At 73.9% G+C, this 10,322-nt stretch carries 7 protein-coding genes; 4 read left to right on the top strand and 3 right to left on the bottom strand.

The features are described from left to right. Window positions 1–3,673, bottom strand: a 3,673-nt coding sequence (locus C6Y14_RS27695; RefSeq protein ID WP_159074325.1) for a type I polyketide synthase, incomplete at its 3' end; no start/stop codon positions are given. Then, complete coding sequence (locus C6Y14_RS27690) at window positions 3,670–5,508, bottom strand: fatty acyl-AMP ligase (RefSeq protein ID WP_404828836.1); 1,839 nt, start codon at window positions 5,506–5,508, stop codon at window positions 3,670–3,672. The genes C6Y14_RS27690 and C6Y14_RS27695, both read right to left, overlap by 4 nt. 299 nt (window positions 5,509–5,807) lie before the next feature. On the opposite strand from C6Y14_RS27690, the gene C6Y14_RS27685 reads away from it, so the two are divergent. Together C6Y14_RS27685 and C6Y14_RS27680 are read left to right on the top strand one after the other, a co-directional pair. After that, the gene (locus C6Y14_RS27685) at window positions 5,808–7,247 is read left to right on the top strand and encodes an MFS transporter (RefSeq protein ID WP_199854875.1); all 1,440 of its coding nucleotides are present in this window, start codon (window positions 5,808–5,810) and stop codon (window positions 7,245–7,247) included. A gap of 102 nt (window positions 7,248–7,349) precedes the next feature. Further along, a complete protein-coding gene (locus C6Y14_RS27680; RefSeq protein ID WP_225891313.1) occupies window positions 7,350–8,630 on the top strand; it encodes a PucR family transcriptional regulator in 1,281 nt (426 codons plus the stop codon). A gap of 11 nt (window positions 8,631–8,641) precedes the next feature. Here C6Y14_RS27680 and C6Y14_RS27675 read toward each other — a convergent pair whose 3' ends face one another. After that, complete coding sequence (locus C6Y14_RS27675) at window positions 8,642–9,154, bottom strand: GNAT family N-acetyltransferase (protein ID WP_107019532.1); 513 nt, start codon at window positions 9,152–9,154, stop codon at window positions 8,642–8,644. A gap of 134 nt (window positions 9,155–9,288) precedes the next feature. Between C6Y14_RS27675 and C6Y14_RS27670 the strand changes: the two genes are divergently transcribed. Beyond that, a complete protein-coding gene (locus C6Y14_RS27670) occupies window positions 9,289–9,651 on the top strand; it encodes a DUF1304 domain-containing protein (RefSeq protein ID WP_107019531.1) in 363 nt (120 codons plus the stop codon). Then, window positions 9,648–10,220 (top strand): TetR/AcrR family transcriptional regulator, encoded by a 573-nt coding sequence (locus C6Y14_RS27665; RefSeq protein ID WP_107019530.1) that lies wholly within the window; start codon window positions 9,648–9,650, stop codon window positions 10,218–10,220. The genes C6Y14_RS27670 and C6Y14_RS27665 overlap by 4 nt, the downstream gene beginning before the upstream one ends. Window positions 10,221–10,322 lie beyond the last annotated feature (102 nt).

Below are 10,322 nucleotides of genomic sequence, written 5' to 3'. Positions count from 1 at the left end.
GGGGGAGGACGGAGTCGAGGAGGACGAGGGCCGTGACCTGGCCGTCGGGGGTGAGGAGTCCGGCCGTCTCCTGGGCCACCAGGCCGCCGTAGGACCAGCCGCCCAGGATCCAGGGGCCGTTGGGGTGTACTTCCCGTATGCGTCGGGCGAATTCCGCGGCGCGGGCCGGTACGTCGTCGGGTTCTGGCTGTCTGTCGTACCCGTACAGCGGGCGGTTGCCGTCGAGGCTTGCCGCCAGGCGGGCGTAGACGGTGGCGTCGCCGCCTGCGGCGTGGGCGAGGAAGAGGGGGGTGGCTCCGCCGGTGTGGGGGAAGGTGCGCAGGGATTTCGGGTGCGGGTGCGTTGTGGCTGGCCGCGCAGTTCCCCGCGCCCCTTGCGGGGTGGTTGGGTGCGGGTTCGTTGTGGTTGCTCGCGCTGTTCCCCGCGCCCCTGACGGGGCGGCTGCTCGCGTCCCCGGTGGGGCGGCCGTCAGCAGGTCGGTCACCGCTCTGAGCGTTGCCTGTTTCAGAAGTGCGGCCGGGGGGACGTCCGTGTGGAACTCGTATTGAATCGCTGTTCGGATGCGGACGGCGGTGAGGGAGTCCAGGCCCAGGTTCGTCAGGGGGGTGTCGGGGTCCAGGTGGTCGGGGGCGTAGCCCATCACCCCTGCCACGCACAGGCGGAGACGGTCGAGCGGGGTCGCGGCGGGGCCCGGCGCGGACGGGAGCGGGGGCTCGGGCGGGGGCTCCTCCCCCGCCCAGAAGCGGCGGTGCCGCCAGCGGGGTGGCGGAACGTCCGCGATGCGGCCCCCGGGCGCCAGCCCCTCCCGCGGCCGGGTCACCCGTACGCCGTGGACGAGCAGCGTGGCCAGCGCGGTACGGAAACCCACCGCGTCGTCGGTGTCGCGGCGCAACGTGGGGACCACGAGTGCGTCCTGCGCCCCCGCGTCGCGCAGTGTCTCGGTGAGCGGGTGCGACTGCGTGGCGTGCGGGGCGACCTCGACGAAGACCCGGTGGCCGTCCTCGTCCGCCGCCCGCACCGCCTGGGCGAAGCGGACGGGGTTGCGCAGGTTGGCCGCCCAGTACTCCGTGTCGCAGGGGACGGCCTCCCGGGGGTCGTCGAGCGCTGTGGAGTAGCGACGGCAGCGGGGGGACGAGGGACGGAGTTCACCCAGCTCCCTGGTGAACTCCGTTAGCAGCGGCTCGACTTCCGGGGAGTGCCCGGCCGCGGACACTCCCAGCGAGCGGGCGAAGCCGCCGGCCTCGGTCACCCGGGCCACCAGTCCCGTGACGTCCTCGGCCGATCCCGTGACCACACTCTGGGTCGGGGAGGCGTGCACGGCCACCTGGAGGGTCTTGAACTCCCGGGCGGAGAGCGGGATCTCGGCGGCCGGGAGGTCCACGACCGCCATGGCTCCGCCCTGCAAACGGGCCAGCAGGCGGGAGCGTACGGCGACTATGTGTGCGCCGGTCGGGGGGTCCAGTTCGCCGGACACGACCGCCGCCGCTATCTCGCCGAGCGAGTGGCCGATGACGGCGGCGGGTTCGAGACCGTACGAGCGCCACAGTTCGGCGAGGGCGACCTGGATGCCGTACAGGACGGGCATGACGGTGGCGGGGGTCGACAAGTCGGCGTCGGGGCGCAGGCCGGCGCGGAGGGAGAGGTCCGCGTGTTCGCGCAGGAGGGGTTCGAGGCGGTCGACGGCCGCCGCGAACACGGGTTCCGTCGCGAGGAGTCGGCTGCCCATGCCGGGCCACTGGGACCCGTAGCCGGAGAAGACCCACACCACCGGTCCGGGTCCGCCGGGGGCTCCGTGGCCCGTGATCAGGTGGGGCGAGGGGGCGCCGTCGGCGAGGCGGGTGAGCGCGGTGACGGTCGCCGCGCGGTCGCGGGTGACGAGGGCCGCGCGGTGCCTGCCGCGGCCGGTGCGGCCCGCGAGGGTACGGGCGAGGTCGGCGTCGCGTACGCGTCGGCCGCCGGGGGTGCCGAGCCAGGCGGCCAGTTCGCCGGAGTACGCGCGCACGCGGTCGGGGGTCGGACCGTCGAGCAGGAGCAGCGCGGGTCGCTCGGGCCGTTCGGGGCGTTCGGGTCGCTCGGCGGTCCCGGACGCGGGCGGCCTCGTACGGGCGGGGCGATGTTCGGTGAGGACCGCGTGGGCGTTCGTGCCGCCGAAGCCGAAGGCCGAGACGCCCGCGGTGGCGGTGCCCGAGTAGCGGGGCCAGGGTTCGGGCGAGGTGACCACGCGCAGCCCGAGCGCGTCGAGGTCGGCGTGCGGTCCCGGCCGGGTGAAGTGCAGCTGACCGGGGATCTCGCCGTGGTGCAGGGCCAGGACCGTCTTGATCAGGCCCGCGATTCCGGCGGCGGCCTCCAGGTGGCCGAGGTTGGTCTTCGCGGAGCCGATCAGGAGGGGTTGTTCCGGGGCGCGGTCACGGCCGAGGACGGCACCGAGCGCGCTCGCCTCGATCGGGTCGCCGAGGGCGGTGCCCGTGCCGTGGGCCTCCACGTAGTCCACGGCTCCCGGATCGGTGTGCGCCTCGGTGAGGAGGGCGCGCTGGGCCTCGGCGTTGGGGGCCGTGAGCCCGTTGGAGCGGCCGTCGGAGTTGACGGCGGTCGCGCGGATCACCGCCAGGACGCGGTCGCCGTCGCGTTCGGCGTCCGTGAGCCGCTTCAGGACGACGACCCCGCAGCCCTCGCCGCGTACGATCCCGTCGGCGGCGGCGTCGAAGGCCTTGCAGCGGCCGTCCGGTGCGAGGGCGCCCGCGCGCTGGAAGCCGAGGGTGACGGCGGGGGTCAGGAGCAGGTTCGCCCCGGCGGCCAGTGCCGTGTCGCTCTCGCCCGACGTCAGGCTGCGTACGGCGTGGTGCACGGCGACCAGCGAGGACGAGCACGCCGTGTCGACGGACAGGCTGGGGCCGCGCAGGTCGAGCGCGTACGACAGTCGGCCCGCGGCGACACCGAGGGCGGCGCCGGTGGCCGTCCAGGCGTCCACGGCACGGGGGTCGGCGGTGGTGAGGTGCGCGTACTCGTTGCCGCTGATGCCCACGAAGACACCGGTACGGGTGCCCGCGAGCGCGTCGGCCGGGAGGCAGGCGTGGTCGAGGGCCTCGCGGGTGACCTCCAGGAGCATGCGGTGCTGGGGGTCCATGGCGGTGGCCTCGTGCACCGGGATCCCGAAGAACTCGGCGTCGAAACCGGCGACGGCGTCGAGCCCGCCGAGGAAGGCACCGTGCCGGACCACGTCGTCCGGCAGCTGTGCCGGGTCCGGTACGAAGGGGTCCCAGCGGCCCGCCGGAAGCGTGCCGACGGCGCCCTGGCCCCGGGTGAGGAGCCGCCAGTACGCGTCGGCCGAGGTGACACCGCCGGGGAAGCGGCAGCCCACGCCGACGACGGCTACGGGAACGGGGACGGGGACGGCGGCCGTGGGTACGGGGATCGGGGCGGGGGCCGCCTTCGGGTCGTCCTCTGCCAGGCGCTCCGCCAGCGCGTCGATCGTCGGCGCGTCCCACAGCAGCGTGTCCGGCAGCCGCCGGCCCGCCAGTTCGCCCAGCGCGGCCGTCAGGGCCAGCGCGTCCCGCGAGGTCAGACCGGCCTCGGCCAGCGGGCGGTCGTCGGTCAACTCGTCCGGCGGCAGCCCGTACCAGCCGTGCAGCCGTTCGGTGACCAGCGCGCGGACCGCCGTGCGCGACACGCTCATCGCGGCCCGAACCCGGCGTCGAGGAACCGCTTCCGCGTGGCCGCGCGGGACACCTTGCCGCTGCTCGTGCGCGGGACGGAACCGGGTGGTACGAGCAGCAGTGCGGCCAGCCGCAGACCGTGCCGGGCCGAGACGGCGGCGCGCACGGCACGTTCGGCGCCGCGGCTGTCCTCCGCCGTCGGGTCGGTGTCCCGGCGGTGCTCCGCGACCACGACGAGCTCCTCGCCCACGGCGTCGGGCCGGGTCACTCCGAAGGCGGCGAGATGGTCCCGGCGGACCAGGGGGACGACCGACTGCACGGTCTCCTCGATGTCCTGGGGGTAGTGGTTGCGCCCGTCCACGACGAGGACGTCCTTGAGACGGCCCGTGACGAGCAGCCGCCCCTCGTGCAGCGCGCCGAGGTCGCCCGTCCGCAGCCAGTCCTCCCCCGCGCCGAAGCCGAAGGTCTCGGCCGTGAGTCCGGCGTGCTTCCAGTAGCCGAGGCCGATGTTGGGCCCGCGCAGCTGGATCTCCCCGACGTGCCCGGCCGGCCGTACGAAGCCGTCTGCGCCGACGATCCGCAGTTCCTGCCCGACCGGGGTGCCGCACGAGACCAGCACGGTCGACTCCGTGTGCCCGTCGTCCGCCGTCGTCACCTCGATCCGCCCCGCCGCGAGCGCGTCGGCCCGGCAGGCGACGACCGAGAGGGGCTCGTCCAGGGGGCTCGCGGTCACGAAGACGGTGGCCTCCGCGAGGCCGTACGCCGGGCAGTGTGCCGTGGGGGCGAGGCCGGTCGGCGCGAAGGCCCTGCGGAAGCGCTCCACCGTGCCGGCCCGTACCGGTTCGCTGCCGTTGATGAGCACCCGTACGCGATCCAGGCGGAGTTCGTCGATGTCCTCGGGGGCGGTGCGGGCCACGCAGTAGTCGTACGCGAAGTTCGGGGCCGCGCTGATCGTGCCCTCGTACGAGCCCAGGAGGCGCAGCCAGCGGGCGGGGTCGCGGAGGAAGTCGGCGGGGTCCATGAGGACGGACGGGAAGCCGCCCACGACGGGGGCGGCGATGCTGAGGACGAGCCCCATGTCGTGGAAGAGCGGCAGCCAGCCGACCGTCGTGCTCGTGCGCGGGTCGGCGACGAACGCGTCCAGTGCCTGGCGGGCGTTGGCGACGACGTTGGCGTGGCTGATCATCACGCCGGCCGGGCTGCGGGTGGAGCCGGAGGTGTACTGGAGGTAGGCGATGTCGTGGGGCCGGACCTTCGGCTCCGGGGTCGGCTGCGGCTTCGACTCCCGGCTCGGCCCCGGACGGCTCGACTCCGGTCGGCCGCCGTCGTCGTACGCGCCGAACGCGTGGCGCTGGAGCGGGAGTTGGTCGATAGAGATCACCGGGACGTCCGGGAGCCGGCGGTCCCGTACGAAGTCGCGGATCGCGGGGGCCGCGGTGGAGTCGGTGAGCAGACACGCCGGTTCGCAGTCGGCGAGGACGGCCGCCAGTCTGTCCCCGTGGCCCGGGAGTTCGGGTCCGAAGAGGGGGACGGCGATGACGCCGGCGTACAGGCAGCCGAGGAACCCGGCGACGTAGTCCAGGCCCTGGGGCAGGACGAGGGCGGCCCGTTCGCCGGGGGACGCGACGGTGGCGAGGCGGGCCGCAACCGTTCCGGCCCGGGTGTCCAGGGCCTGCCAGCCGAGCGTGCGGTGCAGTCCGCCGGAGGAGCTGTCGGGGAAGGCGACATGGCTGAAGGCGCGTTGCTGCGGACGGTGTTCGGCCCAGTGCCTCAGATGGTCCGTGAGGGAACGGTCCGTGCGGGAGGCTTCGTCGGCGGCGGGCCCGGCGGAGTTCATGGGGGCTCCGGAGGTCATGGCGGCTCCAACTGGGTCGGCGGCGGAGCTGATCGGGACGGCGGGCGGTGCCCGGTGGGGCGGGCACCGCCCGTGGTCGGACACCGGTCGAACAGGGGCACCGGCTTGGAGCGGTGACCCAGGTTCCGCCTGTGGGCCACCGGTGGGTTAGAGGACGTGCTGACAGTTCGACTCGCGCGTTCTGTCAGTTCCCTGACAAAAACGTGGTGCCGGTTCCACGCCGTGGACCAGAGCCCGCGGACCCCCGCCCCGCGCACAATCCGTGCTGACGAACCGTGCGACGGCGGAAGGAGCGACTGGTGGGACGTGCACGGCTGTCGGCGCTGTTCTGCCTGCTCACCCTGACCGGCTTCATCACGACACTCGACAACACCGTCATCAACGTCGCCCTGCCGACCGTGCAGCGCGAACTGGGCCTGACGGTCCCGGACCTGGAGTGGGTGGCCGCCGGCTACGTGCTCAGTTTCGGCGCACTGCTGCTGCCCGGCGGCCGGCTGACCGACCTGTGCGGACGCAGGCCGGTGCTGACCGCCGGAATCGTCGTCTTCACCCTCTCCTCGGCGGCGTGCGCCCTCGCGGACAGCGGGGGCGCACTGATCACGGCCCGTACGGTGCAGGGGATCGGGGCCGCACTGGTCATCCCCGCCTCGCTCGCCGTCATCGCGGTGGACCTGCCCGCGCGACTGCGTTCGACGGCCGTCGGACTGTGGACGGCGGCGCTCGCCGTGGCGCTGGCGCTGGGACCGGTGGTCGGCGGCTTCGTCACCGAACGATGGGGCTGGGGCTGGGTGTTCGCGCTGAACGTCCCCTTCGGCGTGCTCGCCCTGCTGCTGATGCCGGCCGTGCCCGCCAGGTCGGCGCCCCGCCGTGGCGGTCTGGACATGCCGGGTGTCCTGCTGTCCGTCCTCGCGCTCTACCTCCTCACGTACGGACTCGTGCGCGGCCAGGAACACGGGTTCACCGCCGCCCCCGTGCCGCAGTGCCTGACCGTCTCGGCGGTCGCCGCCTGCGCGTTCCTCGTCGTGGAGGCGAGGACCGCGCGACCGCTCGTCGAACTGCGGCTGCTGCGCGACCGGTTCCTCACCGGCGGGATCCTCGCACAGGTGCTGTGGGGCATCGGGGTCAACGGGGTGTTCTTCTTCACGGCCCTCTATCTCCAGCGGGTGCTCGGCTTCTCCCCCACCGAGGCGGGACTGGCCTTCCTGCCGCTGGCGGGCGCGCTGCTGCTCGGGACGCCGGTGGCCGAACGGGCGGCCCGCACGCTCGGCGCCCATGTCTCCATCGCGGGCGGGCTCGGCCTGGTGGCGGTCGGGCTGCTGTACGTCTCCGGCGTGGGCGCGGGGGCCGGGTACTGGGATCTGCAGCCGGGGCTGCTGATGATCGGCTGGGGTTCCGCGCTCACCACTCCCCTGACGGTGCGTTCCCTGCTGCGGGTCCCGGAGGACGGGATGGGGATGGCGACGGGCCTGGTCAGCGCGGCGCGCGAGGTCTCCGGGGTGTTCGGGGTGGTCCTGGTGGGTGTGGTGCTCACCCGGCGCGAGCGGACCGCGCTGCGGTCCGGGGCCGATCCGCGCGACGCCTTCCTCGCGGGGTACGACCGGGGGCTGCGGATCGCGGCGTGCTGCGTACTGGCGGGCGCGCTGGTCACACTGCTGACGCTGCGCCGCCGTGGCCGCCACCGGCGTCCACGGCGGATCGTGGCGCGGTCCGGTGACGGACCTGGGGTTGTCGTGAAGTGACAAGTCCCGGGTGCGTCTCTGTCAGCCCGCGATGAAGCTGGGCAGAATCCGCGCCGGTAACGTCGGTGTGCCCCACTTCCCGTGTGCGGAAGGAGCCGCCGTGTGAACGGATTCCGCATACCGGCGGGCGAGGCCGGGACGACGGCCGTGACCGCCGCCACCGCCGCCGCCACCGTGGCCACCGTCGCCGAGGCCGTGGACGGCCCGTTCAAGTCGTTCCCGTCGGGCCTGCACGACCAGCTCAGACCGTTCTTCGCCGACATCACCGAAGAGGTCGTACGGGCGATCAGGACCGAGATCCCGGAGTACGCGCGGCCGACGGACGACACGTACATGCAGGTCGTGCACCAAGGGGTGGAGCACGCCCTGCAGGGGTTCCTGCAGCGGATGGCCGAGCCCGACAGCGACGGGGAGCCGGTGCGGGCGACGTATCAGCGCATCGGCCGGGGCGAGGCGGACGAGGGGCGCAGCCTCGACGCGTTCCAGTCGGCCCTGCGCCTCGGTGCCCGGGTGGCGTGGCGCCGCATCAACGCCCTGGTGGACGCCGATCTGCTGCCGCGTCATGTGCTGGCCGCGTTCGGGGAGGCGCTGTTCCTGCACCTCGACGAGATGGCGGCCGCCACGACGACCGGATACACGGAGGCGCGGCTGCACGCGGCCGGTGAGCTGCGGCAGCGGCGTACGCGGCTGATCGACCTGCTGATCGTGGACCCGCCCGCGTCGGTCGCGGCCATCACCGAACTGGCGCACACCGCGCAGTGGCCGGTGCCCCGTTCGCTGGCCGTGGTCGTCATCGACCGCGGTGCGCGGGCCGCGGGGCCGCCGCCCATCGTGCCACCGGAGTTCCTGGCACGGTTCGACGTGCAGCCCGCGGTGCTGGTGGTGCCCGACCCCGAGGGCCCCGGCCGGGCCCGGGCCGTCGTGGCGGCGCTGCAGGGATTACGGGCCGCCATGGGACCCACCGTCGCGCTCCAGGAAGGGGCCAGGTCCCTGCGGTGGGCCACGGAGGCACTGGACCTGGCCCGGCGGGGCGTGCTGCCCGACACCCAGCTCGTGCGCTGCCGGGACCATCTGGCCACGCTGCTGCTGTTCCGCGACGAGGCCCTGGTGGAGGCGATGGCCGACCGGCATCTGCGTCCCCTGGACGGTGTACGGCTGCCGCAGCGCGAGCGCCTCGCGGAGACACTGCTCAGCTGGCTCCAGTGCGGGCACAACGCGAGCGAGGTCGCGGCGCGGCTCGCCGTCCACCCACAGACGGTCCGCTACCGCATGCGCCAACTGGACGAACTGTTCGGAGACCGCCTCCACGACCCGACAACCCAGTTCGAGATGCAACTGGCACTGCGCGCCCTGGACTTGCGCCGGGCGGCTCGGACGCGATGACGCGGTGCCGCTTACAGCGGCTGCCCGAGGGTGAGCGTGTACGCCCCGAAGCCGCTGCGCTCGTAGAACCGGATCGCGTCCTGGTTGCCCGCGTAGGCCGTCACCTCCGCCTGCTGGGCGCCCTGTTCGCGCGCCCACTCCAGAAAGACGGCCGCGAGCCGCGCCCCGGTCCGGGCACCGCGATGCGCCGGGCGCACATACAGGCTGAGCAGGGTGGCGACTTTCAGCGGACGCATCGCGGAACCCTCCGCGACCAGGCCCGCGAGATGCCCCACGACCTCGCCGCCGCACTCGGCGACGAGGAACAACCGTGCCGGGTCGTCGAGCCCCGAGGCGAAGCGCTCGGCGCCGTGCGTAAGTGGCCAACTGATGTCGACCGTGGGGTCGCGGGTGCCGGCGTCCTCGGCGAACAGGGCCGCGCTGGAAGCGACGAGCGCCGGAATGTCGTCGGGGCGGGCCCTGCGCACGATCGCCGTATGGAGGGTCGCCGTACGGACGGGCGCTTGGTCGCGGTCAGCAGTCATGGGGCAGGACGTTAGCGGCCGGGTCCGACAATGAGGGACTGCTTTCTGGACAGCTGTCCAAGAATAGTGGACACTCGTCCAGGAACTTGGACACCTGTCCAGGATGTCGCGGACCCTCGAAGGAGCCCATCCCCATGCAGACGCTCGCCAACCTGCTGGTCGGTTTCGTTGCCGTTCTGCACGCCTACATCCTCGTTCTGGAGATGTTCCTGTGGGAGCGGAAGCCGGGGCGGGGGCTGCACGGGTTTGATGCGGAGATGGCGCGGGCCACCGCTCCGCTCGCCGCCAATCAGGGGCTCTACAACGGGTTTCTCGCGGCCGGGCTCGTCTGGGGGCTGGTCGCCGGTGACCCGACGGGGTTCGGCGCCCAGGTCTTCTTCCTGGTGTGCGTGGTCGTCGCGGGCCTGTACGGGGCGGCCACCGCGAACCGGCGCATCCTGTTCGCGCAGGCCCTGCCCGGCGCACTCGCCCTCGCCGCCGTCCTCGTCGCCCGGTGACCTCCGACCCCCGGGCCGAACGCACCCGGGCCAAGCTGCGCCGGGCCCTCCTCGACGAGTGCGCGCGGCGGCCGCTCACGGAGGTGAGCGTCGCCGCGCTGGTGCGGGCGGCCGGGGTCGGCCGGGCCACGTTCTATCTGCACTACGCCGATCTGGAGGCGCTGGCCGTCGACGCCTGCGCCGATGTCGTGCGCGATGCCGTGGACGCGCTGCACGCGTGGCGGGGCAGGCCCGATCCCAGGTCGGCGCCGGACGCGCTGCTCGGGTTCTTCGCGGGGCTGCCGGCGCATGCCTCGCTGTATCGCGCGCTGTTGGCTCCGGGGGGTGGTGGTCCGCTGGGGCGCGTCCTCCATCAGGACCTGCGCGCCCGCAGCCTCGCCGAGCGCGAGCTCGCCGGTGCGCCGGAGGCGCCGCTCGTCGCCTCGGCCGTCGCGGCGGCCTTCGCGGGGGTCCTCGCGGACTGGCTGCACGGGCTCGTACCGGGCACCCCGGAGGAAGTCGCACACAAGGTGTGGCGCTTGCTGGTGGCGTTGCACGCGGTGCGGTGGGAGGGGGTTCGCGGGGGATGAGCTTCGTCCGCGGCCCGGTGGGGGCCGTCCGCGCAGTTCCCCGCGCCCCTAAACCCGATAGCGCCGGGGGGACTGGACAGCAGGGGTCCGGCAGCAAGCCCG

It is taken from the genome of Streptomyces dioscori (assembly GCF_003024195.1).
Taxonomy (GTDB): Bacteria; Actinomycetota; Actinomycetes; order Streptomycetales; family Streptomycetaceae; genus Streptomyces; species Streptomyces dioscori.
Note: the sequence above shows the minus strand (reverse complement) of the source record. Positions and strands in the feature narration are given on the sequence as shown.

Coding starts and splice junctions, on each gene's coding strand:
- C6Y14_RS27675 (WP_107019532.1), bottom strand. CDS start 9,154: ATGACTGCTGACCGCGACCAAGCGCCCGTCCGTACGGCGACCCTCCAT.
- C6Y14_RS27670 (WP_107019531.1), top strand. CDS start 9,289: ATGCAGACGCTCGCCAACCTGCTGGTCGGTTTCGTTGCCGTTCTGCAC.
- C6Y14_RS27690 (WP_404828836.1), bottom strand. CDS start 5,508: ATGACCTCCGGAGCCCCCATGAACTCCGCCGGGCCCGCCGCCGACGAA.